We start from the raw sequence: 26159 nt of genomic DNA on the forward strand, positions 1-26159 counted from the left end.
GGTATGGCGTCCACCGATGACCTCACCCTCAACGACTCCGACGGCCTGCCGACGAGCTTGTCCGAGCCGCACCGCAACGGCGCCTACCCGCCGATCGACGACTACGCCTTCCTGTCGGACTGCGAGACCAGTTGCCTGATCGCCAGCAACGGCGCGGTGGAATGGATGTGTGTGCCGCGACCTGATTCACCGAGTGTCTTCGGGGCGATCCTGGATCGCAGCGCCGGCCACTTCCGGATCGGACCGTACGGCGTCAACGTGCCCGCCGCCCGCCGCTACCTGCCCGGCGGAATGATCTTGGAGACCACCTGGCAGACCGGCTCCGGCTGGCTCATCGTGCGTGACGCGCTGGTGCTCGGGAGCTGGCACAACAACGATCAGCGCAGCAAGACCCATCGGCGCACCCCGATGGACTGGGATGCCGAGCACCTGCTGCTGCGCACGGTGAAATGCGTGAACGGCACCGTGGAGCTGGAGATGAGCTGCGAGCCCGCGTTCGACTACCACCGGGCCACGGCCCGCTGGGAGTACACCGGCAAGGTGTACGAGGAGGCGACCGCGGTGCGCAGCGACGATCCGAGCGCGGGCCCGACGCTGGTGCTCACCACGGATCTGCGCCTCGGTCTCGAAGGGCGGGAGGCGCGCGCCCGCACCAGGATGAAGGAGGGCGACGAGGTCTTCGTCGCGCTCACCTGGTCGGAACTGCCCGCGCCGCGCACCTTCGAGGAGGCCGCGAGCAAGATGTGGCAGACCACCGAATGCTGGCGCCAGTGGATCACGCTCGGCAAGTTCCCCGACCACCCGTGGCGCAATTACCTGCAGCGCAGCGCGCTCACCCTCAAGGGACTCACCTACGCGCCGACCGGCGCCCTGATGGCGGCGCCGACCACCTCCCTGCCGGAAACGCCTCGCGGCGAACGGAACTGGGACTATCGCTACACCTGGGTGCGGGATTCCAGTTTCGCGCTGTGGGGTCTGTACACGCTCGGCCTGGACCGGGAGGCCGACGACTTCTTCGCCTTCCTCAACGACGCGACCACCGGCGAGAACGGCCAGCGCGTTCCGCTGCAGGTGCTCTACGGCATCGGCGGCGAACGGCAACTCGACGAACTCAGCCTCGACCATTTGGGCGGCTACGACCACTCGCGGCCGGTGCGCATCGGCAACAACGCCTACAACCAGGACCAGCACGACATCTGGGGCACCATGCTCGACGCGGTGTACCTGCACGTGAAGTCGCGCCAGCAGGTGCCGGAGACCTTGTGGCCGCTGCTGGTCCGCCAGGTGCACGCCGCCATCGAGCATTGGCAGGAGCCCGACCGGGGCATCTGGGAGGTGCGCGGCGAGCCGCAGCACTTCACCTCGTCCAAGGTGATGTGCTGGGTGGCGCTGGACCGCGGCGCGAAACTCGCCGAACTGCACGGTCAGTACGAGCACGCCGGAGAGTGGTACGCCATCGCGGAGGAGATCAAGGCCGACGTCCTGGCCAACGGCGTCAACTCCGAAGGCGTGTTCACCCAGGTCTACGGTGGCGACACGCTGGACGCCTCACTGCTGCTGGTGGTGCTCACCCGCTTCCTTCCGCCCGAGGACGACCGGGTGCGCTCCACCGTGCTGGCGATCGCCGACCGCCTCACCGAGAACGGCTTGGTGCTGCGGTATCGGACCGAGACCACCGACGACGGTTTGAGCGGTGAGGAAGGCGCGTTCACGATCTGCTCGTTCTGGCTGGTCTCCGCGCTGGTGGAGATCGGCGAGATCCAGCGGGCGCGGCACCTGTGCGAGCGACTGCTCGGCTTCGCCAGCCCGCTGCGGCTGTACGCCGAGGAGATCGATCCGCGCAGTGGCCGCCACCTCGGCAATTTCCCCCAAGCGTTCACCCACCTGGCGCTGATCAACGCCGTGACCCACGTGATCCGCGCCGAGGGTTCCGGGCACGCGGGCCGGTTCCAGCCCGCGCACACGCCACAGGGCCATCCGGTCTGACCCGGCCGCGGCAACGTTTCAGGCGGGAGCCAGTCCGTCGGCCTCCTCGCGCAGCACCCGCAATCTGCCCAGCCGCGCCTCGAGGTCGGCGATCCGCTCCGGCCTGCGATCGCCGTACTTCCCGTAGTTCTCCTCGGCCAACCGCAGTGCGTCGTCCGCGCCGCGGGAGACCTCGGTCGCGATGTCGGTGAAGTGGTCGCGCAGGACCCGCTGCATGGCGCGCAGACGGTTGCGCGACTCCTTGCCGACCTGGAAGATCACGTCGTCCATCAGGCGGGCGACCGCCACCTTGGCCTCGGCCCGGCGGCGCAGTTTGCGATTCTTGCGGTCGTCCCAGAGCGCGTTGACGCCCAGCAGCACGCCCGCGCCCGCCGAGTACCAGTTGACCAGCGACATGCCCAGCAGACTGGTGGCCAGACCCACCATCAGGATGCCGCCGTAGGAGCCGCGCAGACCGGTCAGGAACTGCTGGGTCACGCCGGCTTTCGCGCTCTCCAGCGGCTCCAGCGGTTGCACCGCTTCGAGCACCTCACCAGGGTTGGCCAAGCGCAGGTCCGGTAGCGGAGCGGCCCGGTTGTCGGCCGGGAACTTCGCGGCCACCTGTTCGCACAACTCCATCGAGCGGTAGTGCGCCACGGCGAAGTTCTCCTCGACCGCCTCGCAGATGCGCGCGTCCAGATCGGCGCCGAACTCCTTCCACCGGCGTGCCGGATCGGTCTGCGCGATCTCGGCCTCGGCGTCGCGGATCAGGCTGCGCAACCGATGGCGCAGATCGTGCTCGATGTCGGCCATCAACTCCGTCGCGCCGTCGACCAAGGTGACCTGCCAGTTCGCGGTGCGCTGGCGCAATTGGTCGGCCTCGTCGCGGGCCCGCACGAGCTGGTCGGTGATCTCGGCGCGCCGCCGCGGATCGCGCAGCGCCTCGGCCTCGGTGCGTAGCGTCAGCGCGAGATGGTCACAGACCAGGCGGATGTCCTGGACGGCGGCCTCCAGCGCCACCGCGTCGGCGCGAGCCACCACGTAGTCGCGCAGGTGATCGATCAGCTGCGGCACGCCGGATTCGATGTCGCGCTGGTAGTCACCGGTCATCCCGGCTTGCCGGTGCAGCTCGGCCGACACCGGCGCCACGGCGAAACCGAGCCCCGCCGAGTCGAGCAGTTCCCGGTTGCGCTGCTGGATGTGCGACCAGTGCGAGAAGACGTCGATCTTGTTCAGCACGCAGACCACCGTCGGGCAGATCTGCTGGATGCGCTGCAATTCGGCGATCTGTTCCATGGTCAGCTCGGCGCCGGCGTCGCCGACGTAGAGCACGGCGTCGGCCGCCGCGATCATCGACCAGGTGGTGCGGTTGTCGCCCAGCGCACCCGGTGCGTCCATGACCACGACACCGTCGGCGAGCAAGGGGCTCGGCTGGGTGAACTCGGCGCGCACGACACCCTGGGCGGCCAGCGCCGGGCCGGGATCGAGCGGGTCCACCGACTGACGTTCGGTGCGACCGTACTCGGTCTGCCGCACCAGCGTCGCCGTCGGCTCCGGGCCGTACTCGACGATCACCGGGACGCTCAGATCGCTGTTCGTCGCACTGACCGAGGCACCGACCAGGCTGTTGACCAGCGTGCTCATGCCGTTCTTCGGATGGCCGACGACCACGAGCCGTACCCGGGGATCGCTCACCCTGGCGCGGACCATGCTCAGTCGGCTGCCGAGGTCGTCGCGTCCCGCGGATCGGGCCGTCTCCCGCAGCTCGTCGAGGATTCGGATGAGCGGGGCCATCGCGTCCGGATGTTTCACCGTCGCAGCCTTCAGCCCGGCAGCGGCAGCCAACCCTCCTCCTTACTCTCGGTGACTCTCGTTCTGGTACCCCCTGCGGATGCTCCGCAGTCCTCGAAAACGCCTGCGCCCCGACTACATCAGCGAGACGTCCGACACACCGGACAGCTGGTGATGCGTATCCGCTATGGAATACTCCGGCAGCAACGCTCCCGACAGGCTGCCGCCGGAAGACAACGCCAGTGCCGAATGGTCGTAGGTGTGCTCGGAGACCATGACCGGAGCAAGACCCGAGTCGGCGGAGTGATCGGCCGCGAGCGGCGCCGAAATCCCCTGCGGCTTCGGGTCGATCACCTGCGGCTTGATCGGCGCCTGGGTGGGCACGGGGGCGATCTGGGTCGGGGCGACCGGAGTGTGCGGCTCGACGGTGGGCACATGCGCGGGGGCGCTGTAGGTCGGCTGGTCCGGCGCGGAGTACGTCGGCTGCGACGGCCGGCTCACGGTCGGCACGTCGCCGGTGGGGAACTCGTCGGTCGGCAGGTCATTGGTCGGGTAGGTGCCGGTGCTGGGGTAGCCCGTGTTGCCGCCCGGTGTCGTCACGTCGTCGTCCGGCGTGGTCGGGGCATGCGGGGGCGCCTGCGTCTGAGTGACCGTCGCGCCGGGCGTCTTGGTGGTCGGCACGTCCGGCGCGGTGGTGACGCCGCCGTGCGGCATCGTGGTGGCGCCCGGGATCTTCGTTCCGTCGAGATCCGGGGTCTTCGGCACGGACGGCGTGGTCACCTCACCCGGAACACTCGGCGTCGGCGTGGTCTTGACGATCGTCGTCGGGAGCGTCACCGTCGTCGCGGGCGGCTGGGCCGGATGGGGCTGCTGCGGCTCGGTCGCCGGGGCGGGCTTCACCACGGGCGCCGGGCGGACCGCGTCGAACAGCGCGGGGACGGCGGCCGCCGGAGCGGTCAGCACGGACGGCCCTTCCGGCGCGGCGAGCACATTCGCGATCGGGGTCGAGGCGGCATCGGGCTGAATCGTGGTCTGCAGCGGCGTGGCCGCGACGACCGGGGCGGCGGCGACCGCGGCAGGTGCGGGCGCGGGCAGCGGGGCGGCGGGAGCCACCGACGCGGCAGGCGCGACCGTGGAAGCCGGGGCGGCGGGCGCGGGACCGGCAGGCGCCGAGGCGGCAAGCGGCTGCGCGACCGCCGACGAGGACGGGGCGGCGCCGGAGACCGCCGACGACTGAGTGGCGGACGTGCCCGGCGTCGTGAGACCGCCGAGCAGACCGGGATTGCCGTTCCCCGGCGCATGCGAGTCGCCGACGGCGCGATCGGTGCCGTCGGGCACGCGGATGCCGTCGGCCAGCCAGTCGGTGTACTCGTCGAGCTGGTCGCCGACGTGCCCGACCGCGACGTCGATCTTCATCTCGGAGGTGAAGTAGATCCCGTTCGGGCCGAGCCCGAAGTCGACCGACCACTGCGTGCCGACGAACACTCCGAGATCGCCGTCTTGACCGACACCGTCGAACGGGTCGCCCGTCGTCGGTGCCGCGCCGAGTCCATTGGTGCCGGGCAGGTCGAAGACGGTGGATCCGGGCGCGACGAAGCCGTTCGCACCGGGCAGGCCGAAGCCGTGCCCGGCTTGGCCTAGTCCGTGGCCGGGCAGGCCGAATCCGTGCCCACCTGGCGCGTCGAGGTCGTCCGCGAGCTCGGACCGGCCGCCGGGCAGAGGGAGACCGCTGGATACGTTGCCATCGGTCCCCGGAATGGTCAGTCCGTTCCCGTCCGCGCCGGGGATGCCGCCCAGCCCCGGGACACCGTCTCCGGAGTGTCCGGGCAGTTGCATCGCTTGTCCGCCCGCATCGCCGGAGGAGGTAGGCAGCGAGAATCCCGCGTCGGTACCGCTGTAGTCACCACCCAGTGTGGGCAGCGATCCAGCGGGGCCTGCGCCGGCACCCGGCAGGGTGAACTCGTAGGTCGGGGTAGTCGGTGCCGGGTTGCCGTGGGCGACCGGGACATTCGAGCCGTGGGAAGAGAACGGCGCCGGTTCCACGACCGGGTCGGGGAAGGTGATGACCGGGCTCGGCTGATCGGGATCGGGATCGGTGCTGTGCGCCCAGCCGGTGTTCCAGCTGTCGAGGCGGGATTCGCCGGGCTGTGCGGGGACGCCGCCGCCGTTGGCGGCCACCAGGGCGCCGCCGGTGACATAGGCGCCCGCCCGCGCGACCCGCGCGACGCCGTTGGCCACACGATAGGCGGTATCGCCCGCGCGTTCGGCCCCATCGGTGTCGTCGTCGAAGGGCAGATCACGCGTCATAAAAGCTCCACTCTCGGTTCTCCAGCATCCTCACCACGCCGGTGGCGACCAAGTGAAGATCACCCAACAGTATTTCGGGAATACTCGCCTGTCACATTCTCCAGGACTGTAGAGACTACGACTGTGGTGAGCAACACCACCCTGCCATCCGAATTACCGGATCGGAAGCCCTATTTACGGTGGCCTTCCGGACCGGAAGACAGGCTCGAACAGGCCCCGCTACCAGGCCGGATCGGGAACGTCGTGACCCGCGGCAGGGGCGCGCCGGTGAAAAACTGATAGAACTCTGAGAGTTGCCGGTGAGTGCTGAAGGTTTGCCTTCTATCGTCGAATTCGGCGAACCGCCCGTTCGGGCCATCGGAGTGCCGCTGGTCAGCTGCGTGTTCCCGCAGCGGCAAGCGGTCCGCGTGCGCAGCGGGCAATTAGATTGACCTCATGGCCGGACAACGAATCTTGGTCGTGGACGACGAGGTTCGCGTCCTCGCGTCGCTGCGGCGGGGACTGGAGCTCTCCGATTTCGAGGTCGTCACCGCGGCCGACGGCGCGGCGGCGCTGAGCATGGTCCGCGCCACGTCGCCCGACGCGATGGTGCTCGACGTCAACATGCCCGAACTCGACGGCGTCGGCGTGGTCACCGCCCTGCGCGCGATGGGCAACGACATCCCGATCTGTGTGCTCAGCGCGCGCACCGCGGTCAGCGACCGGATCGCCTGCCTGGAGCGCGGGGCCGACGACTACCTGACCAAGCCGTTCGATCTCGGCGAGCTGGTCGCCCGGTTGCACGCGCTGCTGCGCCGCAGGCAGAAACCGGTGCGACGGCCGGACGAGGTCCGCACGGTCGGGCAGGTGCGGATCGAACCCGCCGGGCATCGGGTGCTGGCCGCGGGCAGGCCGGTGGACCTCACGAAGCGAGAATTCGAGGTGCTCGCCCTGCTCGCCGAGCACACCGGCATCGTGCTCGGCCGCGAGCAGATCCTGTCCGCCGTGTGGGGATACGACTTTCCCACCGACACCAACGTCGTCGACGTGTTCGTCTCCTATCTGCGTCGCAAGCTGGAGGCGGACGGCGTGCCCCGGGTGATCCACACCGTACGCGGCGTCGGCTTCGTCCTGCGGGAGGAACCATGAGCAGGTCGCCGTCGCTGCGCACCCGGGTGGCCGTCGTGTCGGGAGTGGTCGCGGCGTTGGTCGCGCTCACCTTGACGGTCACCTTCGCCGCCCTGCTCGGCGCCACCGGTGAACGTCAGCTGGACCAGACCGTCTCCTCGATGGCGGTCCGGGTCGCGCGGCCGCTGGAAGCCGCTCCCGGGCAACCGGTCCCGCCGTCCGCGTCGACGCTGTCTACGGAGCAGGCGCCCGCGGACGCGCGCGGGCCGGGCCTGCCCGCCGACGCCGCGCTCGCCCGCGTCGACGGGCTGCCCGGCGTGCTGGTCGCGCTCGATCCCGACCGCGACAGCGTGGAGGCGGCCATCGGACGCAGCCAGCGCATCGGGCTCGGCATCGGAGCGGCGGGCGCGTTGCTGGCCGCGCTGCTCGGCTGGTTCCTGGCCGGATTCGCCGCCCGCCCGCTGCGCAGGCTGGCCGATGCCACCCACCGCATCGACACGCTGGAGAAACTGCCGCCGCTGTCCGGCCGCGGCGCGCGGGAAGCCGAAGAGCTCTCCGACGCGATCACCCGCATGCTCGCCCGGCTGGAAGCCGCCCACCGCGCCACCAATCGAGCGCTGACCGGCGCACGCGACTTCGCCGCGGTCTGCGCGCACGAGTTGCGCACGCCGCTCACGGCCCTGCGCACCGATCTCCAAGTCCTGGCCACAAAGGAGATTTCGGAACAGCAGCGCGGCGCGATCCTGTCCGAGGTGCTCTTCGCCGAGCAGCAGATCGAGAACACGCTGACCGACCTGGAACGCCTGGCGGTCGGCGAACTCACCGGACCCGAGGTCTTCGAGCCGTTCGACCTCTGCGACACCCTCGACCGGGCGGTGCAGGACGCGCAGCGCAGGCACCCCGGAGTCCGGGTGGCACTGGCCGAATGCGCGCCGGTCACCGTGACCGGGCTGCCCGGCGGCGTCATGCTCATCGTCACGAATGCCGTCGCCAACGCCGTGCAGCACGGACAGGCAACAAACGTCACCGTCAGCGCCGCAGCGGGCCCGGCGGACACCGTGGAGATCCGCGTCGACGACGACGGCCGCGGCATCCCCGAGGCCCTGCGCGGGCGCCTTCGCCCGCTTCGTCAAAGGACCCGGCTCCCCCGGCTCCGGACTCGGCTTGGCCCTGGTCCGCCAGCAAGCCGAATTACATTCCGGCACGGCCGAACTCGACGCGAGCCCACTGGGCGGAGCCCGCCTGCGCGTACGGCTGCGCGTGGCGGGCTAACCGGCTACTTCTTGTCCTTCGGCTTGTCCGAAGCGGCGTCGGAGGACAGCGCGGCGACAAAGGCCTCCTGCGGGACTTCGACCCGGCCGATCGTTTTCATCCGCTTCTTGCCCTCCTTCTGCTTCTCCAGCAGCTTGCGCTTACGGCTGATGTCACCGCCGTAGCACTTGGCCAGCACGTCCTTGCGGATGGCGCGGATGTTCTCCCTGGCGATGATCTTCGACCCGATCGCGGCCTGGATCGGCACCTCGAACTGCTGACGCGGGATCAGCTCGCGCAATTTGGTGGTCATCTTGTGGCCGTAGGCCTGGGCGGCGTCGCGGTGCACGATCGCGCTGAACGCGTCCACCGCCTCGCCCTGCAACAGGATGTCCACCTTCACCAGCTGCGACTCCTGCTCGCCCGACTCCTCGTAGTCGAGGCTCGCGTAACCGCGCGTGCGCGACTTCAACGAGTCGAAGAAGTCGAAGATGATCTCCGCCATCGGCATCGTGTAGCGCAGCTCGACGCGGGTCTCGGAGAGGTAGTCCATGCCGCCGAGCTCGCCGCGACGAGACTGGCACAGCTCCATGATCGAGCCGATGAACTCGCTCGGCGAAATGATGGTGCACTTCACGACCGGCTCGTAGACCTTGCGAACCTTGCCCTCCGGCCAGTACGAGGGGTTGGTGACGACATGCTCGGCGCCGTCCTCCATCTCCACCCGGTACACCACGTTCGGCGCGGTCGAGATCAGGTCCAGGTCGAACTCGCGCTGGAGGCGCTCGCGCGTGATCTCCATGTGCAGCAGGCCGAGGAACCCGCAGCGGAAACCGAATCCCAGCGCCACCGAGGTCTCCGGCGTGTAGGTCAGGGCCGCGTCGTTGAGCTGCAACTTCTCCAACGCGTCGCGCAGGTCCGGATAGTCCGAGCCGTCCACCGGATAGAGGCCGGAGTACACCATCGGACGGGGCTCCCGATATCCGGTGAGCGGTTCGCTCGCGCCGCCGCGCGCACCGGTCACCGTGTCACCGACCTTGGACTGACGCACGTCCTTCACGCCCGTGATCAGGTAGCCGACCTCGCCCACCCCGAGGCCCCGAGTCGGTTTGGGCTCCGGCGACACGATGCCGATCTCCAGCAACTCGTGCGTGGCGCCGGTGGACATCATCTTGATCTTCTCGCGCGGGGTCAGCTTGCCGTCCACCACACGGACATAGGTGACCACGCCGCGGTAGGTGTCGTAGACCGAGTCGAAGATCATCGCGCGGGCGGGCGCGTCGGCGTCGCCCACCGGCGGCGGCACCTGGGCGATCACCTGGTCGAGCAGATCGGCCACGCCCTCGCCGGTCTTGCCGGACACGCGCAGCACGTCCGAGGGCTCACAGCCGACGATGTGCGCCAGTTCGGCGGCATAGCGCTCCGGGTCCGCGGCGGGCAGGTCGATCTTGTTCAGCACCGGGATGACCGTCAGATCCTTGTCCAGCGCCAGGTACAGGTTGGCCAGCGTCTGCGCCTCGATGCCCTGCGCGGCGTCGACCAGCAGGATCGCGCCCTCACACGCCTCCAAGGCGCGCGACACCTCGTAGGTGAAGTCCACGTGGCCGGGTGTGTCGATGAGGTGCAGCACGAAATCGGTGCCCGTGTGCTCCCCCGTCCGAGGCGTCCAGGGCAGCCGCACGTTCTGGGCCTTGATGGTGATGCCGCGTTCGCGCTCGATATCCATCCGGTCCAGATACTGCGCACGCATCTGCCGCTCCTCGACCACACCGGTCAGTTGCAGCATCCGGTCGGCCAGCGTCGACTTGCCGTGGTCGATGTGCGCGATGATGCAGAAGTTCCGGATCCGGGCGGGATCGGTGAACGTCGTGTCGGCGAAGCTGGCGGGCACTCCACTCCTCATGGGTATCGGCAAACTGCCGTCCATCGTCCCATGCTGCTGTGTTGGTTTTTGCAGCGCCTGCGGCCCCGTGTGTTCACGGCCCCGCGAAGTCTCGTGTCCGAGCGGACGAGACTCGCGCCTACGGCGCACGCACTTCACTCACTCCGGCGCGAGACAGACCGCGAACGGCGCTCGTAGTGGCGGTTATGTCCGGATTCATGCGTCATGCGCATCGCGATGTCCTCGGCGACACAAGGGTTCCCGGGCAGGTGAGAAGAGGCGGGTGCGCCGTTATTCTCCAGGGATGGCCCGAAGTTGGAACTCCCTCGGCAAGCAGATCGGTCTCATCGCGAAACAACAGGGTCCCAAGATCGTCAAGCAGCAGGGTCCCCGGCTGGTCGAGCGGCTGGTGGGGTCGCTGGCCCAGCGGCGCGCGAGCGGCGGCGTCTCGGTGCGGCCCGCCGCGTCCACCCCCGTCCCGACCGCCGAGCGGGCCCGGCAGATCGTCTACTCGCCGCAATTGGACGGCCGCGCCGATCCCGGGGAGATCGTGTGGACGTGGGTGCCGTTCGAGGAGGACCCGAGCAACGGCAAGGACCGGCCCGTGCTGGTGGTCGGCCGCGACCGTCGCACGCTGCTGGGCCTGATGCTGTCGTCGAATCCGGAACGCGCGTTCGACCGCGACTGGATCGGCATCGGCAGTGGCGCGTGGGACCACGACGGCCGCCCCAGCTGGGTGCGACTCGACCGGGTGCTCGACGTGCCCGAGGCCGGCATCCGCCGCGAGGGCGCGATTCTGCCGCGCAAGACCTTCGACCTGGTCGCCCACCGGCTCTGCGCCGAATACGCCTGGCACTGAACGGCGCCATGTCTCGCGTGCTCGGACCGACGCCGGAACGGTCCTACCGTCAGGAGATCATTTCGCGGGAGCGGCCGAACAGCAGGCCGTAGAGCAGCGCGCCGAGTGCGCCGCCGATCAGCGGGAACACGATGAACGCCCAGACCTGCCCCATCGCCCCGTCCTGGTAGGGCGCCACCGCGAGACTGCGGGCCGGGTTGACCGAGGTGTTGTCCACCGGGATCGAGACCAGGTGGATCACGGCCAATGTGACGCCGATGGACAGTCCGGCCAGCGGCACGTCGGAGATCTGATCGGTCGAGGACAGCACCACGAACACCAGCAGCGCCGTCAGCATCACCTCGACGATGATCATGGCGGCCAACCCGTAGCCGTTCTGCACGACCACCTCGCCGAGCGGCCCCCGGATCGCGGCCGGGCTGTGCTTGCCCCACCCGTTCGCGCCGAGTCCGTCCACCGACCGGTCGTACGACGGCAGGTTCTTGGCCAGCGCGAACAGGACGAGACCCGCGAGGAGTCCGCCGATCAGTTGCGCGATGACGTACCCCGCCGCGGACACGCCGCCGAGGCGGCCGAGCAGCAGATGGCCCACGGTCACCGCCGGGTTGACGTGGCAGCCCGATATCGGACCGATCGAGTAGACGAGGAACAGCAGCGTCAGGCCGAAGGCCAGTGCGACGCCCAGCGGACCGACCTTCTCCCCCGCCAGCACCGCGGTGCCCACGCCGCCGATCACCAGAACGAACGTGCCGAGCGCTTCGGCGCCCCATTTCTTGCTCTCGGGAATCGGTTTGTTCTCGACAGCCTCTTCGACTACTTCCTGGGCCGTTGGAGACATCTGTCCACCTTCCGCGTTCCAGACATGTACTCGGACGAGTCGTGGTACCGCTGCGACGACAGCAGCCGCGAGAAAGCAATGGTTGCTGGAAAAGCAATGGTTGCTGGAGAGGACGCTACGCGAGTCGAGTGGTCGAGACAACGACTTCGAGGCCCGGTCGGGCCGCCACCGGTCCGATGTCGATTTCGTGTGCCGCACGGCGGCTGGTACCCTCGATCTTCGGCGCTGCGTTACCCGTTCACCTCGGGTGTGTCGCGCGCTCCCCAACTTTCCAGGACATACCTACCAGACAGGAACACGAGGAACCGGCGTGGCCAACATCAAGTCCCAGATGAAGCGGATTCGCACCAACGAGGAAGCGCGCAAGCGCAACCAGTCGGTCAAGTCCGCGCTGCGCACCGCCATCCGCAGCTTCCGTGAGGCCGCGGCCGCGGGCGACAAGGACGCCGCCGCGCAGCGCCTGCAGTTCGCCAGCCGGAAGCTGGACAAGGCCGCCTCGAAGGGCGTCATCCACGCCAACCAGGCTGCCAACAAGAAGTCGGCGCTGTCGCTGGCCTTCAACAAGCTCTGATCAACCCGGTACCGCACGCCCGGTACCACCCTCACGCTGTGACGCAGCCGCCGTGGCCTCGATGACCACGGCGGCTTTTGTCGTGCCCGACCCCCGCGCCTCTGGCGTGGACCGGCGACCCCGCAGCCGGGGATTCGGGATTCGTCCCGCGCCGTGTCCGAGGTTCCAGCTACCATTCGGCGCATGGTAACCGTGTATGCCAATCAGACGGTCGTTCGCGCCGAGGACCTGCCGGACGTGATCCGCGCGGCCGAGGTGCTCGGATTCGGACTGAAGATCGAGAATGTGCTCGTTCCCGACGACGACGGCGGTTACTCGCTGGAGTGGATCGTCACCCGCGACGAGGACGTGCCCGCCTACGAGGAGTGGGATGGCCGCTACGAGGACGCGGCGGACGACGACGGGGAACTGCTGCTGAGTTCCGCGGAATAGCACCTGGTCACGGCGCGTCCAGAGCGGCAACGAGCCGGTCGAGCGCCGCCTGGGAATCCGCGTCCGCGGCGCGGTAGATGATGATCCGCTGGTCGGGATCCTGCACGGGCATCAGTACCTCGTAGCTGACAACCAGTGGACCCACCAGCGGATGCCGCAACGGCTTGTTCCCCCGCCCCTGTACCCGAACGTCGTGGCGGGCCCAGGCCTGCTCGAACTCGGCGCTGTGCGCGCTGAACTCCGCGATCAGGTCGGCCAGCGCCCGGTCGTCCGGGTGCGCGGCCCACGCCGCGCGCAGATCGGCGATGCCCTCACGGATGATGCGTTCCCGCTCGACATAGAAATCCCGCATACCCGGGTCCAGCAGGCACAACCACATCGAGTTGCGCTGCCGCTGCGGCAGAGCGCCGAAGTCGGTGATCAACGCCGCCATCTCCCGATTCCAGGCCAGGATGTCGTAGCGGTGGTTGACCAGCATCGCGGGCAGCGGCGACAGATCGCACACCAGCATCGCCAGCGCGGGGGCGGGCACCGTGCTCGGCTTGCCGTTGTCCGGCTGCCGCTGTCGTGCCAGATCGAACAGGTAGGCGCGCTCGTCGTCGTTCAGGCGCAGCGCCCGCGCCAGCGCGTTCAGCACCTCCACCGACGGCCGAAGGCCCCGCCCCTGCTCGAGCCGCACGATGTAGTCGGTGCTCACTCCCGCCAGTTCGGCGACCTCTTCCCGCCGCAGCCCAGGCGTCCGGCGCGCCTGCCTGCGCTGGGGCAAGCCGAGATCGTCCGGCGTCAACCGCTCCCGACGGGCACGCAGGAAGGCGGCCATCTCCTGCACTCGATCCGCGCTCCCCGACCCTGCGGGGCTACGCGAGCTACCGCCTCCGGGCCCCGGGTCGCGGCGCTGTATCGAATCTGCACCGCTCCCTGGCCCTGCGGGGCTACGCGAGCTACCGCCTCCGGGCCCCGGGTCGCGGCGCTGTGTCGGGTTCACCGTGCCAGTCATCACCGTCGATCCTACGGCTGACTAGGACTGGCTTTCCCAGGAAGAAGCTTCCCTTACTGCGTCTCGCGCACCGTTGAAGACTGTGTTTCGACAGCATGGCATCGCGAAACACAAGGAGCTGGACATGTCCGGAGCCCGCACCCTCGACACCTACCGGCTGCTCGGCCGCTCGGGCCTCCGGGTGTCCCCACTGTCCCTGGGAACCATGACCTTCGGCGCCGATTGGGGCTGGGGCGCGGACCGGGACGAGGCCCGCAAGATCTTCGACGCCTATGTCGAGCGAGGTGGCAACTTCATCGATACGGCCAGCCAGTACACCAATGGCACTTCCGAGCAACTGCTCGGCGAATTCACCGCGGACAACCGCGAAAGTTTGGTGCTGGCCACGAAATACACCATGCTGCGCCGCCCGGGTGACCCGAATTCCGGTGGCAACCATCGTAAGAGCATGATCGGCTCGGTCGAGGCCAGCCTGCGCAGGCTCGGCACCGACTACATCGACCTGCTCTACCTGCACGCTTGGGATTTCCTGACCCCGGTCGAGGAGATCTTGCGCGGTATGGACGATTTGGTGCGGTCCGGGAAGGTGCTCTACGTCGGCATCTCCGACGCGCCGGCCTGGCAGGTCGCGCGGATGCAGACCATCGCGGACCTGCGCGGCTGGTCCCCGCTCATCGCACTGCAGATCGAGTACAGCCTGATCGAACGGACCGTCGAGCGCGACCTCATTCCGATGGCACGCGAACTGGGCCTCGGCGTGATCCCGTGGTCACCGTTGGCCAGCGGCGTGCTCACCGGCAAGTACAGCCGCGCCGATCTGGACCACCAGGTCAATGGTTCGCCCGAGGGCAGCCGCAAGAACGTGGCCGCCGCCAACGGCTCGCTCACCGAACGCGGTCTCGCCATCGCCGACATCGTTCAGCAGGTCGCGGCCGAAATCGGCAAGATGCCCTCGCAGGTCGCGCTGGCCTGGACGCTGCGCGATCCGGCGGTCACCTCGCCGATCATCGGCGCGCGCACCGCGGCGCAGCTGGAGGACAATCTCGGCGCGCTCGAGGTGGAGTTCGACCCGGCCCAGCTCGCTCGGCTCGAACAGGCCAGCGCCGTGGACCTCGGCTTCCCGCACGAGTTCCTCACCCGCCCGATGGTCCGGAATGTCACCTTCGGCGACCTGAAGATCGAAGGACGCGTTCGATGAGTTTCGACTTCCTTCACCGTCTGCATCCGTGACAGCACCGACCACGGAGAGTGACGATGAACCTGGACCAGATCACGATGTGGACGCGCGCCGAACGGCTCGGTCTCGCAGACTTCCTCGATGACCTGGACGAGCACGAGTGGGGCGCCGACTCCCTGTGTCCCGGCTGGACCGTGCACGACGTCGCGGCTCACCTCACTCTGTCCAACCGGGTCACTCTCGGTGCGACGCTCGTGGGCATCATCCGGGCGCGAGGCAACTGGAACCGGATGACGGAGCGGATGGCGCGCGATCGCGCGAGCCGCTATTCCCCCGCGGAGCTGATCGCGCAACTGCGAGAAGGCGCCGCGTGGACTCGGCGGGCGCCTGGGGCGGGGCCACTGGATCCATTGGTGGACACCATGATTCACGGACAAGACATCGCCCGTCCGCTCGGTCGGCGGCGCGCCGTGCCCACCGAGCAGGCCGTCGTCGCACTGGAGCACCTCCTGCGCAGCCCCTTCTACGGCAGCGAGAAGCGCCTGCGCGGTGTGCGCCTGCTGGCCATCGATGCGGATTGGTCGGCAGGCACCGGAACGGAGGAGGTCAGCGGACCGCTGAGCGATCTGCTGCTCGTGGCAACCGGTCGCGTGGCCGGGCTCGCCGGGTTGACGGGGAAAGGTGTGGAACGCCTCGCCGGTGCGTTTTGAGCTCGCGTGCTCGGTGCCTCCGGGCGGCCTTCGAGGGAGCCCTCGACTCCTGGCAAGCGCCGTACAGTAGGCAGCGAGTTCCGAGCCGAGCTGGGACACGACGGGCGGCCACTACTGCGCGGGCTCGATCGCGACGTTCGCCGCCGCATCGAACGTTCGGCTACGGCGACCTGCCTCACCGCACGACGCCGCGCGTGCTGCGCTGACATTCGCGATACGTGCGGTGTGGGCGATGCGGCTCGATCAGCCCGCGCCGTGCAGGTCCAGTATCTGGGTGAGAGCGTGTTCCAGAGCGTAGCCCGCGTCGGCGGCGCCGCCCTTCACGTCGGCGTTGAGGGTCGCGACCACCTGAAGGGCCGATCCGATGGTCGCCTGGGTCCAATTCCGAGCCTGCGCTTGTGCCTTCTTCACCTTCCACGGCGGCATGCCGAGCTGTTGCGCCAGCTTGAACGGGTCACCGCGCCCGGCCGAGCCGACGCGGGCGATGGTGTGCACCGAGTCGGCGAGCGCGTCGGCCAGCAGGACGTGCGGCACGCCGCGGTCGTTCGCCCAGCGCAGCGCCTCCATCGCACCGGGGCGATCTCCCGCCACCGCGAGTTCGGCGACGTCGAATCCGGAGACCTCGGCCTTGCCGGAGTAGTAGCGACGCACGGCCGCAACGTCGATCTTCCCGCCGGTGTCCGCGGCCAGCTGCCCGCACGCCGCCGCCAGCTCACGCAGATCCGAGCCCACCGCCTCCAGCATCACCTGGACGACCTCGCCGGACACCCGCACCCCGGCGTTGCGAAACTCGCCGCGCACGAACTCGACTCGCTCGGCGGCTTTGGTCAGCTTGGCGCAGTCGTGGGTGACGGCGCCTGCCTTCTGCAAGGCGGGCACGAGCGTTTTGGCCCGTCCGCCGCCGGAGTGCAGAACGACCAGCACGACGCCCTCCGGCGGGCTCTGTACCGCCTCGGTGATCACCGCGACCGCGTCCTTACCCGCCTCGGCCGCCGCCTCGAGGACGATCACCCGGTCCTCGGCGAACAGCGACGGGCTCAGCAGTTCCGCCAGCTCCGCGGTACTCGCGTCACCCGCTCGCAATCGATCGACCGGCACCGCGTCGGGATCCGGGGCCAGCGCCCGTATCTGCGCGGTCAGCGCGCCCACCGCGCGCTCGATCAGCAGCTCTTCTTCCCCGAGCATCAAATGCACCGGCGCTGGTCGCTCGCTCACGCCGACGTCTCCCCGCTGCCGGAGGGCGTCGTGCCCGACAGGCGTGCCCCGTTGCTCCACTCGCCGCGCTCATCCACAGCCCGATCCTACGGTTCCCGACCGACACCCCGACTCGGCCCGGCACCGTGCCGTGACACGCGCGACGCCGACCGGAAGACTCGGCCGCACACGAAATGGCAGTGCTCCTCTCATCCACCGTTGGTGATCAGGGGCTGGTCCCTCGAACCGGATCGAGTGGAACGCAGCGGCACTTCGCCCGTACGTCCGCGGGGTCAGCGTGAACTCGTCACGCGGAGGTGTTCAGCACTGCCGGATACCACGATGTCGCCTTGCCGATCCGTCCTGGCCACGGTCGCCCCGAGATCGGCCAAGTCGGCGAGAACGCCGGGGTGCGGGTGTCCGAAGGTGTTGCCTGCGCCGACAGTGACCAGTACCAGTCGGGGACGCACCGCGTCGAGAAATGCTCTTGTGGTGGTCCGTGAGCCGTGGTGCGGCAGTTTGAGAATGTCCGCTCGGAGGGGAATCCCGGCATGCATCAGGGCCCGCTGGGCCTGCGCCTCGATGTCCCCGGTGAGCAGGATCCGGCCCCCGGGCGTGCGGGCGGTGACGACCACCGAACGGTCGTTGGCGTCCTCCGTTTCGGCTCCCCGGACCGGCCGCGGACCGTTCCGGGCCGGCGCGAGCACTTCGAATTCGATCCGCCCGAAACTGAGCACGTGTCCGGCCGACAATCCCAGCAGCGGCACGCCCGCGTCTGCGGCGACGGCCGCGACCTGCTCGAGCCCCGAGACAGGATCACGCGCGTCGCCGGATGGCCGCGCTGCCCGGCCGCTTCCGCCTTCGGTCGCACCGCAGGCCTTGGGCATTCTGGCAGCACCGGTATTGTTCGCGGCCGGTGTGACGATCGGGCCGTGACCGCAGCGGAGGCCGGCTTCGGGAGTAAGCCCAGCAGGTTCGGGTCGACCAGGTGGTGGAAGCGCCTCGAGTTCCTGGATGCCGACCGCTATCGCGTCGACCGCGCGACCGTGTAGCGCGCCGGTGAGCCCGCCGATGTGATCCGCATGCGGATGGGTGAGGATCAGCAGCGGGATGCGTTTGATGCGCAACCGGTCCAGACAGGTCCGGATCGGGCGCGGGTCCGGCCCGACATCGATGACGACGGCGGCGCCGGGACCGGCCGGCACGGCCAGGCCGTCGCCTTGGCCGACATCGCACGCCGCGAGGACCCAGCCGCTCGGCGGCCAGCCCGGATGCCAGAGCCGCACCGGGACCAGGATCACCGCGACGCCGAGCACCAGCGCGGCGGCGACTCGCCGCACTGCCCGGGCACGCAATGCCGCGATCGCGACCGCCACGACGACACTCGCGATCAGCCCTCCCGCCAGGCCACCCGGCACAGTGACGGTCGCGCCGGGCAGCGCGGCCGCGTACCCGGCCACCCACAGCAACCACCACAGCGGCGGCGCGGCGCAGCGCAGGATCAACTCGGCGAGGGGCGACCATAAACTCGCCAGCACCGCGCCACCTGCTCCTATGACGGTGATCGGCGCGACGACCGGGGCCACGAGAACATTGGCCAGTACCGCGACCAGGCTGAGCCTTCCGGTGAGCGCGATCAGGATCGGTGTCGTGACCACGAACGCCCCTGCAGACACGGCGACTATCTCGGCGGGCATCCGCCACCATCCCCTGGCACGCAACCAGTCGGCCCAGCTCGGCGCCAGCAGGATCAGGCCGCCCGTCGCGACGACCGACAGCGCGAACCCCGCGTTGACGGCGAGCGCGGGCCACAGAGCCAGTAGCGCGATGATCGCCGCGCACAGCGCGGGCAGCGCCTGTTTACGGCGACCCGTGAGCACCGCGAGCAGGGTGATCGCACCCATCGCACCGGCTCGCAGCACGCTCGGGTCCGGCCGCGCGACGACGACGAACATGAGCAGCGTCGCCGCCGCGACAGCCGCCGCGGCACGCGGACCGAGCGTCAGCAGGCGCACCACGAACAACACGACGGAAAGCACGATGGTGCAATTCGCGCCGCTGACCACTGTAAGGTGCTGCAGCCCGGCGATCTCGAAGTCCTCGCGCACCTGTTCGGGCAGCGCCGAGGTGTCACCGACGACGAGCGCGGGCAACAGGCCCGCGGAGTCGGGCGGCAGCGCCCGCGCGGCCGATACGGCGAAATCGGCGCGCACCGAGTTCGCGACGCGCTGCCACCACGGCAGCGGCCCGGCGGCAACGGGCGCGCCCAGCGCATGCAGCGTCACGACGGTGAGATCGGGTCGGCGCGGCTGATCGACCCGGGCCCGGAACTCGACCGGCCCGCCCGGCGACAGATCGGCCCACTCCGGTCCGGAAGCCAGGATCACCACCGCGCCACCCGCGCGGACGGTCACGCCGCCGCGCCGGCACTCGCGCAGATCCGCCCGGAGCACCCACTGCCGATTCGCGCCGGGCACCCTGACGCGCAGCGGTTTCGGGTCGTCCGTCGGCGTGACCACCACGCGCAGCGATTGCCCCGCCGCCGCCCGCAGCGGATGCGTCGCCCCTCGATGTTCCCGCCAGGCCGCCGCGGCGGCGAACGCGGCACCGAGGATCACGGCCGCGAGCGCCACCACCGCTACCGATCGCCACCGTTCGCCGCGGTGCGCGATGGCCCACAGCAGCAGTACCCACAATCCGATAGCCGTCATCGTCAACGTGGCCGCCAGTACCGTCCCGGCCCGCCACCCCGCCGTGAGCGCGACGATGGTGGCGCCCCAGCAGCACAACGCGGCGGGTAGCAAGCGAGCGTCCAGCACGTGGGCGGCGCCGGGCTCTTCCGTCGCACCGCCCTCCTTGCGACCTCCATCGGCCCGAGCGGTCGTGCCGGTCTCCGACGATCCCGCAGGCGATCCCAGCGTCCGGCGAACCACTTCGAGCAAGCCGCCGGGATTCATACCCGCACCAGATCACGCAATCGGGCCAGCCGGGCCGGGCCGATGCCGTCTACCTCACCCAGTTGCTCCACGGAGCTGAAGCGGCCATTGGTCGTACGCCAGCTGACGATGGCGCGTGCGGTGACCGGCCCGACACCGGGAAGAGCATCGAGTTCGGCCTCAGAGGCCGTATTGAGGTCGATCCGGCCCCCCGAAGACGAGGGACGACCCGAGGTGGCGGCGGAACCGGAGGACGGACGCCCGCCCACACCGATCGTGCTGCTGCTCTGGTGCGGCGCGGCGGAATTCGGCACGGCCGGACCGACCAGCACCTGATCCCCATCCGACAAGCGCTGGGCCAGATTCAGACCGCTGGTGTCGGCGCCTTCGCTCGGGCCGCCGGCCGCGGCGAGCGCATCGGCGACGCGCGATCCCTCGGGGAGGCGGACAAGACCGGTGCGCTGGACCAAGCCGACGACACTGACGACCAGCTCGGCTGTCGGCGGACCGGGTTCGACGCCTCCGGTCGGAGCCCGGACCGCGCTCACCGACGCAGCCGCAGCAGGTGTTTCGAAGGCAGCGGTCTGCCGAATCGGCAACGGCGTCACCGGGTGTGCGATCGGGCGCTCGAGGAACACGATCACCCCGGCGATCACCATCGCGGCGAGCCCGACGAGCCCGAGCGTACGCACCCCACGGCGCCCCGGATCGAGTCGGATGCCTCGGAATCGTTCGGGCACAAGCCGATGCCGCCGATCTGGTCCGGTTGCCGGTTCCTCGAGCCAGCCGGGAGACCGTACGCGACCGACATCGTCTTCGCCTACCCGGTCGGGAGTCGGGTCGTCGGGCAGCCGCAGGAGACCCCACTTTCCCTCCCCGGCCGAACGATCGTCGGGTCGTGGTTCACCCATCCGCGTAGCCCCCTGAGAGGAGCTGCCTTCCCGTGCCGATCGGTGTTCGTCGTCGCCATCGGAACCGGTCGCGTCGAAGTTCACCGATGTCCCGGCGTCCAGGGACGCGGGCCCGGCTTCTGCGGCCATCCGAGCAGCAGGCGCGACATGTGACGTGCCATTCGATATCGATTCGACCATCGCAGAGCGCGAATCACTTTCGCTGGAGGGCGACGGTCGTGCACTCGCGCCTGACCGCCCGCCGCGTGGTGTGGTGGCAACCGTGCCCCGGGTGGGAGTCGCGAGACCGGCACGATCCAGCTGCCCGGTCTTTCGCGCGGGCTCTCCGCTCGAGGAGCGCGCCGTACTCCACCCGGACGGTTCGCGCTCCGTCCCTGCCCCGGCCGCTGCAGCGCCCACACCGGCCGTTCTGCTCGCGCCGACCCGGGCGGTCAGCTCACCCAATCGCAGTCGTACCCGGTCGCGTTCGTCCTGTCGTGACATGGCGGCGACGGTAGTGCGACCACACGGCGAAAACGATGTCCTCACCAGGCAATTCGACAGGTCTGTTGACAACCACCGGGCTGTGCACAACCCACCCCTCGATCGGCTGACGCCTTCATCCGGACACGCCGTCTACTTCGCAGACGCATTCGCACGCCCGCGCCGCGAGGGCCTGAGCCGCCGCCTCAGAGTTCCTTGGCGAAGCAATTCGAAAGCGGCAGCACCTCGTACGGCGAGAAGATCGGAATACGGTGGTAGCCGCTGCGTTCGTAGAAGCGAACAGCCTCCGGTTGCAGGTGACCGGTCTGCAGAATCAATCGGGGGCGTCCGGCCAGGCGGGCGGCATCCTCGGCGGCGGCCAGCAGCAGCGCCGCGGCGCCCGAACCGCGGTGCGCGGGGCGGACGAACATCCGCTTCACCTCGAGGTCCTCCGCGTTCCATCGCAGGGCGGCGTGGCCGGCCGGACCGTCCGAGTACGCCACGAAGGTGCGGTGCACGGTGACGGGATCGACGGCATTCGGATTGGTGCGCAACTGCCTTGCCAAGTAGGCGTAGCGCGGCCCGACCTCGGCGGCCATCTCCGCGCGCAACGTCACCGCGTCCGGATGCTCCCAGTCCACCGCGGTCACGGTCAGCGGCGGACGAACCGGCGGCTTGGCGGAACTCATGACCCGACGCTAGCCGCGTGTCCCGGGACAGCGCTCGGATTCAGATCACCGAGATTGTTGCCCGAGCGGGGAATCCGGAACGCTCAGCGACACCCGCCCGGGACGACGAGCACGCCGAGCGCTCCCATTCCGAGGTGCACCGCCAGCGACGGCCCGAACTCGGCGACGATGAGTTCCTCGATTCCGGGAATGCGTTCGCGTAGCTGGCCCGCGACGGTGTGTGCGGCGTCCTCGGCGCCGAGGTGTTGCACGGCCACGGCGGCGCCGTCCGCACCGGCCACGTCGACCGCCGCGGCGACGAGTTTCGTGTAGGCCTTGGAGCGCGTCCGGACCTTCTCGCGCAGCTCCAGCCGCCCTTCGACCATGTGCAACAGCGGCTTGGTGACCAGCTCGCTGCCGAAGAATGTCGCCGCGGACGAGAGCCTGCCGCCGCGGCGCAACTGCTCGGTGCGATTGACCAGGATGAACGTGCGGGCGCGCGCGGCGGCGGCGACCGCCGTGTCGTAGACCGCGTCCAGCGGCGCCCCGTCCTCGGCGCGCCGCGCGGCGGCCAGCGCCGGCAGCCCGGTGGCCAGCCCGGCCCCCAGCGAGTCGACCAGGCGGACGCGGTCGGCGGCGTCCATGTCGCGCACGGCCTGCCTGCCGGCCTCCCATGTCCCGGACAGCCGACGGGAAATATGCACCGCCACAACGCCGTCGCCGCCACTGCGTTCCCAGGCAAGCTCGTAGACCGCGCGCAGCTCGCCGGGTGAGGCGGCCGAAGTGGTCACGGTGTCGGAGGCATAGTCGATGTCGACCGGGTCGACGCCTTCTCGCATCGCCCGGTCGCCGACCAGGACATGCAGGGGGACGACAGCGATATCCAGCTCGTCGAGATGTTCGGCAGGGAGGCTGGCGGACGAATCGGTGACGATCACGACTGCCACGGACTACCGAACCTCCTGCAAGGTCTTGACCATCGCGTTGGCCACCGCCGCGTGACCATCCCAGCCCCAGTGGATGCCGTCCGGGTTCGCCTCGCCGGAGAAGATGTTGTCGCGCACCGCTTCACCCAGGTCGACCAGCGGCACCGAGGTCCGCCCCGACCAGGCGCGCAGCGCCTCGACCGCACGCGGCCTGCCGGAGTGCACGCGACCGTAGGCCGCGCAGTCGTGCACCGACGGCAGCACCGCGACGACGGGCAGGTCGGGGCGCAGCTGGGCCAGGGCGGTGCGGGACTGCTCCAGGTAGTCGACGCTGACCTTCGGCGGAAGCGCCACGGGCCTGCCGAGTTTCGACAGCTTCGGTTGCAACCAGTTGTAGGTGGCGCGGACGACACGGCGCAGGGCGGGCGGGCGCACATACCGGATCAGTTCGCGCAGCGCGGTGGGCAGCGGCGAGGGCAGCGTGTCCATGCCGCCGACGGCGAAGACCACCGCGCCCGCGCGCGGCACCGCGGCCCACACGCGGGGATCGCCGATCAGCGCCCAGTAGGCGTCACGGCAGGTCCAGCCGATCCGGCCGACCAATTCGACGTCCCAATCCAGCTCGGCGGCAACCAGGTTAGGCCAGATGCGCGGATGGTCGGCGGGCAGTCCGCCCTTGGGTCCGAAGTAGGAGAGGGAGTCGGCGATCACCAGCAGTACCGGGCGTGCGGCTTCCCGGGCCTCGGCGGGCCCTTCGGCGGATTTCGCCGGCTCGGCGACTCGCTCGTCGGCGTCGTCCTGAGTGACAGCGTCCTCGATGGCGGTGAGCGCTCGCGGCCGCGACTCGATGGCGACTTCCGCAGCGGATTCCGGAGCGGGAGAGACGGACTCGGCGACAATCACTACAGCGGGGTGGAGTTCGGCTGCGCCGGAGTCGGCGGGTGCGTTTGTGACGGCGGGACCGCCGACCGCTCCGGTGGACACTGGCGATCCGGCGGCTTCGGCCGCATCGACGGCTTCGACTGCTTCGACCGCATCCACGGCATCGACCGCAGTGACCGATTCATCGAGCCCACCCACGAATTCGGCGGTCGGCTCCGAAGCGGAATCCTGACCGACGGCTGGCGCGATAACGCTGCCGGCGTGCGCTTGCGGCTCCGATTCGGTGACGAGAACGCCTACTGCGGCGACCGATCCGTCATCCTCCGCGTCGGATCCCTCGGCGGGCTCGGACGCGCCGCCCGATTCCGCGCCCGACGGCCGCTCGGACGTTGCCTCGGGTTCGCGAGGCGCCGGTGGCGGACCGCCGAACAAGGCGTCCGGCAACTGCCGCTCAGGTCTCGCCGACACCTTACGGAACAGTTCGTCCGGGACCGATCTGATCGGGTCTTCAGAGGACATCCGGTGCTACCTTCGCCGCCGCGTTCCACACATCCAGACGCCAGCCGGGCTGTTCGATGCTCGGGCCGTGACTGCTGAGCTGCACCCAGCTGGTGTTGGCCAATCCGCCCAGGATCGGCCAGTTCTGCGGCGGCAGGTCCAGCAGCGCGGCCGTGAGGGCGGCGATCAGCCCGCCGTGCGCCACCAGGATGATAGTCCGGCCGGGCCAATCCTGCCGCCCGACCAGCAACTCCCGTACGACCGGCAGCGACCGCGCGCCGACCTCGAGTTTGCTCTCCCCGTTGGGCGGGGTGTAGCGCGCGTCCAGCCGCCATGCCATGCGCGCGCCCGGGTAGTCGGCGTCGACCTCCAGATGGGTCAGCCCCTCCCAATCACCGAGATTGGTCTCCCGCAGCCGCGCGTCGGGGACCACGGTGAGCCCGGTGTGCTCGGCCAGTGCCGTCGCGGTGTCGAAGGCCCGGCGCAGATCCGAGGAGTGGATCGCGATGGCGTTACGCGAAACCAGCTCCCGCGCAGCCTCTTTGGCCTGTCTGCGACCGAGTTCGGTGAGATCGGTATCGATCTGGCCTTGCATACGGTCGGCAGCGTTCCATTCGGTTTGCCCGTGGCGCAGGAGGATCAGGGTGCGCACGCCGGCATGTCTGCTCACGATCGCGCCTCGTCCTCCGTCGCAGCGGCGCGCTTGTCCGGCGCGGCCCCGGTGATGCCCGCGACCGGCACGACCGGGCAGTCCTTCCACAAACGTTCCAGCGCATAGAAATTGCGCTCGTCGTTGTGCTGGATGTGCACGACGACGTCGACGTAGTCCAGCAGCGCCCAGCGGCCTTCGCGGGTGCCCTCGCGCCGCACCGGCTTGTGCCCGGCCGCGCGGAGCTTCTCCTCCACGTTGTCGACGATGGCGTTCACCTGACGTTCGTTGGGTGCGGAGGCGATCACGAAGCAGTCGGTGATCACCAACTGCTCGGACACGTCGAGCACCACCACGTCGGACGCCAGTTTCTCGTCGGCGGCCCGCGCGGCGACCTGCGCGATCTCCACCGACTCCGCGGTCGCGGTCATGCCCGCACCTCGCTGCGCTCGCTCACGCTCAGCTACCTTCCGCTGCTCCGGGCACATACAGGTGCCGCTTCGATATGTACTGCACCACGCCGTCGGGGACGAGGTACCACACCGGCCGGTTCTCGGCGGCGCGGCGACGGCATTCGCTCGACGAGATCGCCAGCGCCGGGATCTCGATCATGGTCACCGCATCGGCCGGAAGATCCCGCAGATGCTCCTCGAGATGATCGGTGTTCAGCTCGTACCCCGGACGGCTCACCCCGACGAACTTCGCCAGTTCGAACAGTTCCGCCCAATCCTGCCATGTGAGGATGCTGGCCAACGCGTCCGCACCGGTGATGAAGTACAGCTCGGCGCCGGGATACTTCGATTGCATCTCCCGCAGCGTGTCCACGGTGTAGGTGACCTTGCCGCGGTCGATGTCCGCGCGGCTGACCGAGAATCGCGGGTTGGAGGCGGTGGCGATGACGGTCATCAGGTACCGGTCCTCGGCCGGGCTGACCTGCTCGTGCGCCTTCTGCCAGGGCTGTCCGGTGGGGACGAAGATCACTTCGTCCAGGTCGAACCGGTGAGCGACCTCGCTGGCGGCGACCAGGTGCCCGTGGTGGATGGGGTCGAACGTGCCGCCCATCACCCCGAGCTTGCGGCCGCGCCGACCTGTCTCGTGCATGACTGCCGAGCTTAACGGGTAGCGTGCGGCCCCCACGGGCCGGTC

General features: G+C 69.5%; 21 protein-coding genes and 1 pseudogene. 8 read left to right on the forward strand and 14 right to left on the reverse strand.

The features are described from left to right. Positions 1 to 3 precede the first annotated feature (3 nt). Positions 4 to 1986: a glycoside hydrolase family 15 protein gene (locus K8O92_00805; GenBank protein ID UAK32618.1), complete on the forward strand. Its 1983-nt coding sequence runs from the start codon at positions 4 to 6 to the stop codon at positions 1984 to 1986. Positions 1987 to 2004: 18 nt separating this feature from the next. Here K8O92_00805 and K8O92_00810 read toward each other — a convergent pair whose 3' ends face one another. Further along, on the reverse strand, positions 2005 to 3810 hold the full coding sequence (locus tag K8O92_00810) for a 50S ribosome-binding GTPase (GenBank protein ID UAK32619.1): 1806 nt from the start codon (positions 3808 to 3810) through the stop codon (positions 2005 to 2007). A gap of 81 nt (positions 3811 to 3891) precedes the next feature. Beyond that, a complete protein-coding gene (locus K8O92_00815; GenBank protein ID UAK32620.1) occupies positions 3892 to 6063 on the reverse strand; it encodes a hypothetical protein in 2172 nt (723 codons plus the stop codon). Between the two features lie 435 nt (positions 6064 to 6498). Between K8O92_00815 and K8O92_00820 the strand changes: the two genes are divergently transcribed. Both K8O92_00820 and K8O92_00825 read left to right on the forward strand, forming a co-directional pair. Then, entirely contained in the window at positions 6499 to 7191 is a 693-nt protein-coding gene (locus tag K8O92_00820; protein UAK32621.1) for a response regulator transcription factor, read from the forward strand. Further along, positions 7188 to 8442: pseudogene (locus K8O92_00825) on the forward strand (HAMP domain-containing histidine kinase). The gene K8O92_00820 and the pseudogene K8O92_00825 overlap by 4 nt, the downstream one beginning before the upstream one ends. A 4-nt stretch (positions 8443 to 8446) precedes the next feature. Here the strand turns inward: K8O92_00825 and lepA are convergent. After that, the gene (lepA, locus tag K8O92_00830) at positions 8447 to 10324 is read right to left on the reverse strand and encodes a translation elongation factor 4 (GenBank protein UAK32622.1); all 1878 of its coding nucleotides are present in this window, start codon (positions 10322 to 10324) and stop codon (positions 8447 to 8449) included. 283 nt (positions 10325 to 10607) lie between these two features. On the opposite strand from lepA, the gene K8O92_00835 reads away from it, so the two are divergent. Further along, positions 10608 to 11162 carry a type II toxin-antitoxin system PemK/MazF family toxin gene (locus K8O92_00835; protein UAK32623.1) on the forward strand — a complete coding sequence of 185 codons (555 nt, stop codon included), beginning with the start codon at positions 10608 to 10610 and terminating at the stop codon, positions 11160 to 11162. A 49-nt stretch (positions 11163 to 11211) separates the two neighbouring features. On the opposite strand, the gene K8O92_00840 is transcribed toward K8O92_00835, so the two are convergent. After that, the gene (locus K8O92_00840; GenBank protein ID UAK32624.1) at positions 11212 to 12000 is read right to left on the reverse strand and encodes an aquaporin; all 789 of its coding nucleotides are present in this window, start codon (positions 11998 to 12000) and stop codon (positions 11212 to 11214) included. Between the two features lie 310 nt (positions 12001 to 12310). On the opposite strand from K8O92_00840, the gene rpsT reads away from it, so the two are divergent. Beyond that, positions 12311 to 12571, forward strand: a complete 261-nt coding sequence (gene rpsT, locus K8O92_00845; protein ID UAK32625.1) for a 30S ribosomal protein S20 — start codon at positions 12311 to 12313, stop codon at positions 12569 to 12571. 183 nt (positions 12572 to 12754) lie between these two features. Further along, positions 12755 to 13003 carry a hypothetical protein gene (locus tag K8O92_00850; GenBank protein UAK32626.1) on the forward strand — a complete coding sequence of 83 codons (249 nt, stop codon included), beginning with the start codon at positions 12755 to 12757 and terminating at the stop codon, positions 13001 to 13003. Between the two features lie 7 nt (positions 13004 to 13010). Here K8O92_00850 and K8O92_00855 read toward each other — a convergent pair whose 3' ends face one another. Then, positions 13011 to 13823, reverse strand: a complete 813-nt coding sequence (locus K8O92_00855) for a helix-turn-helix transcriptional regulator (GenBank protein ID UAK35356.1) — start codon at positions 13821 to 13823, stop codon at positions 13011 to 13013. Positions 13824 to 14124: 301 nt separating this feature from the next. Between K8O92_00855 and K8O92_00860 the strand changes: the two genes are divergently transcribed. Next, the gene (locus K8O92_00860; GenBank protein ID UAK32627.1) at positions 14125 to 15198 is read left to right on the forward strand and encodes an aldo/keto reductase; all 1074 of its coding nucleotides are present in this window, start codon (positions 14125 to 14127) and stop codon (positions 15196 to 15198) included. Between the two features lie 56 nt (positions 15199 to 15254). Continuing rightward, the gene (locus K8O92_00865; GenBank protein ID UAK32628.1) at positions 15255 to 15887 is read left to right on the forward strand and encodes a maleylpyruvate isomerase family mycothiol-dependent enzyme; all 633 of its coding nucleotides are present in this window, start codon (positions 15255 to 15257) and stop codon (positions 15885 to 15887) included. Positions 15888 to 16130: 243 nt separating this feature from the next. Here the strand turns inward: K8O92_00865 and holA are convergent, their stop codons facing one another. The 9 genes from holA to nadD all read right to left on the reverse strand — a co-directional run bounded on the left by holA (position 16131) and on the right by nadD (position 26114). Further along, positions 16131 to 17102, reverse strand: coding sequence for a DNA polymerase III subunit delta (holA, locus tag K8O92_00870; protein UAK32629.1), 972 nt, complete (start codon positions 17100 to 17102; stop codon positions 16131 to 16133). Between the two features lie 272 nt (positions 17103 to 17374). After that, positions 17375 to 20038 (reverse strand): ComEC/Rec2 family competence protein, encoded by a 2664-nt coding sequence (locus K8O92_00875; protein ID UAK32630.1) that lies wholly within the window; start codon positions 20036 to 20038, stop codon positions 17375 to 17377. Next, complete coding sequence (locus tag K8O92_00880) at positions 20035 to 20928, reverse strand: helix-hairpin-helix domain-containing protein (GenBank protein UAK32631.1); 894 nt, start codon at positions 20926 to 20928, stop codon at positions 20035 to 20037. Before K8O92_00880 ends, K8O92_00875 begins: the two co-directional genes overlap by 4 nt. A 668-nt stretch (positions 20929 to 21596) precedes the next feature. Beyond that, a complete protein-coding gene (locus K8O92_00885; protein ID UAK32632.1) occupies positions 21597 to 22079 on the reverse strand; it encodes a GNAT family N-acetyltransferase in 483 nt (160 codons plus the stop codon). A gap of 83 nt (positions 22080 to 22162) precedes the next feature. Continuing rightward, positions 22163 to 23005, reverse strand: a complete 843-nt coding sequence (locus K8O92_00890) for a DegV family protein (protein UAK32633.1) — start codon at positions 23003 to 23005, stop codon at positions 22163 to 22165. A gap of 3 nt (positions 23006 to 23008) precedes the next feature. Beyond that, on the reverse strand, positions 23009 to 23701 hold the full coding sequence (locus K8O92_00895) for an SGNH/GDSL hydrolase family protein (protein ID UAK35357.1): 693 nt from the start codon (positions 23699 to 23701) through the stop codon (positions 23009 to 23011). Positions 23702 to 24374: 673 nt separating this feature from the next. Next, on the reverse strand, positions 24375 to 25037 hold the full coding sequence (locus K8O92_00900; protein UAK35358.1) for a histidine phosphatase family protein: 663 nt from the start codon (positions 25035 to 25037) through the stop codon (positions 24375 to 24377). Continuing rightward, the gene (rsfS, locus tag K8O92_00905; GenBank protein ID UAK32634.1) at positions 25031 to 25444 is read right to left on the reverse strand and encodes a ribosome silencing factor; all 414 of its coding nucleotides are present in this window, start codon (positions 25442 to 25444) and stop codon (positions 25031 to 25033) included. Before rsfS ends, K8O92_00900 begins: the two co-directional genes overlap by 7 nt. Positions 25445 to 25472: 28 nt before the next feature. After that, positions 25473 to 26114, reverse strand: coding sequence for a nicotinate-nucleotide adenylyltransferase (gene nadD / locus K8O92_00910; protein UAK32635.1), 642 nt, complete (start codon positions 26112 to 26114; stop codon positions 25473 to 25475). Between the last annotated feature and the right edge of the window lie 45 nt (positions 26115 to 26159).

This window comes from Nocardia asteroides (assembly GCA_019930625.1).
GTDB lineage: Bacteria > Actinomycetota > Actinomycetes > Mycobacteriales > Mycobacteriaceae > Nocardia > Nocardia sputi.

What these genes read in the sequence shown, in the direction of transcription:
- K8O92_00805 (UAK32618.1), top strand. Translation starts at nt 4, where the DNA reads ATGGCGTCCACCGATGACCTCACCCTCAACGACTCCGACGGCCTGCCG.
- K8O92_00815 (UAK32620.1), bottom strand. Translation starts at nt 6,063, where the DNA reads ATGACGCGTGATCTGCCCTTCGACGACGACACCGATGGGGCCGAACGC.
- K8O92_00820 (UAK32621.1), top strand. Translation starts at nt 6,499, where the DNA reads ATGGCCGGACAACGAATCTTGGTCGTGGACGACGAGGTTCGCGTCCTC.
- lepA (UAK32622.1), bottom strand. Translation starts at nt 10,324, where the DNA reads ATGAGGAGTGGAGTGCCCGCCAGCTTCGCCGACACGACGTTCACCGAT.
- K8O92_00835 (UAK32623.1), top strand. Translation starts at nt 10,608, where the DNA reads ATGGCCCGAAGTTGGAACTCCCTCGGCAAGCAGATCGGTCTCATCGCG.
- K8O92_00840 (UAK32624.1), bottom strand. Translation starts at nt 12,000, where the DNA reads ATGTCTCCAACGGCCCAGGAAGTAGTCGAAGAGGCTGTCGAGAACAAA.
- K8O92_00850 (UAK32626.1), top strand. Translation starts at nt 12,755, where the DNA reads ATGGTAACCGTGTATGCCAATCAGACGGTCGTTCGCGCCGAGGACCTG.
- K8O92_00855 (UAK35356.1), bottom strand. Translation starts at nt 13,823, where the DNA reads ATGGCCGCCTTCCTGCGTGCCCGTCGGGAGCGGTTGACGCCGGACGAT.
- K8O92_00860 (UAK32627.1), top strand. Translation starts at nt 14,125, where the DNA reads ATGTCCGGAGCCCGCACCCTCGACACCTACCGGCTGCTCGGCCGCTCG.
- K8O92_00865 (UAK32628.1), top strand. Translation starts at nt 15,255, where the DNA reads ATGAACCTGGACCAGATCACGATGTGGACGCGCGCCGAACGGCTCGGT.
- K8O92_00875 (UAK32630.1), bottom strand. Translation starts at nt 20,038, where the DNA reads ATGAATCCCGGCGGCTTGCTCGAAGTGGTTCGCCGGACGCTGGGATCG.
- K8O92_00880 (UAK32631.1), bottom strand. Translation starts at nt 20,928, where the DNA reads ATGGGTGAACCACGACCCGACGATCGTTCGGCCGGGGAGGGAAAGTGG.
- K8O92_00885 (UAK32632.1), bottom strand. Translation starts at nt 22,079, where the DNA reads ATGAGTTCCGCCAAGCCGCCGGTTCGTCCGCCGCTGACCGTGACCGCG.
- rsfS (UAK32634.1), bottom strand. Translation starts at nt 25,444, where the DNA reads ATGACCGCGACCGCGGAGTCGGTGGAGATCGCGCAGGTCGCCGCGCGG.
- nadD (UAK32635.1), bottom strand. Translation starts at nt 26,114, where the DNA reads ATGCACGAGACAGGTCGGCGCGGCCGCAAGCTCGGGGTGATGGGCGGC.